Origin of the sequence: Shigella sp. FC1967 (genome assembly GCF_001743005.1) — a bacterium.
In the GTDB taxonomy this organism is placed as follows: Bacteria; Pseudomonadota; Gammaproteobacteria; order Enterobacterales; family Enterobacteriaceae; genus Proteus.
On sequence record NZ_MIIZ01000019.1, the window covers coordinates 1 to 318 of the forward strand.

A 318-nucleotide genomic window follows, 5' to 3' on the forward strand; every position below is an offset into this window, starting at 1 on the left:
GACAGTAAGATAACGATAATAGCGGGTGAAAAACCCGCACGCCGGAAGACCAAGGGTTCCTGTCCAACGTTAATCGGGGCAGGGTGAGTCGACCCCTAAAGGCGAGGCTGAAAAGCGTAGTACGATGGGAAACGGGTTAATATTCCCGTACTGGTGGTAACTGCGATGGGGGAACGGAGAAGGCTAGGTTGTCCGGGCGACGGTCGTCCCGGTTCAAGCATGTAGGCAGAGTGATTAGGCAAATCCGGTCACTTAATGCTGAGGTGTGATGACGAACCACTAAGGTGGTGAAGCAATTGATGCCCTGCTTCCAGGAAA

General features: G+C 53.1%; 1 rRNA gene. It reads left to right on the forward strand.

Annotated elements, in window-relative coordinates:
- Window positions 1-10: 10 nt before the first annotated feature.
- Window positions 11-318 (forward strand): 23S ribosomal RNA (locus tag BHE89_RS00140); the annotation flags it as partial.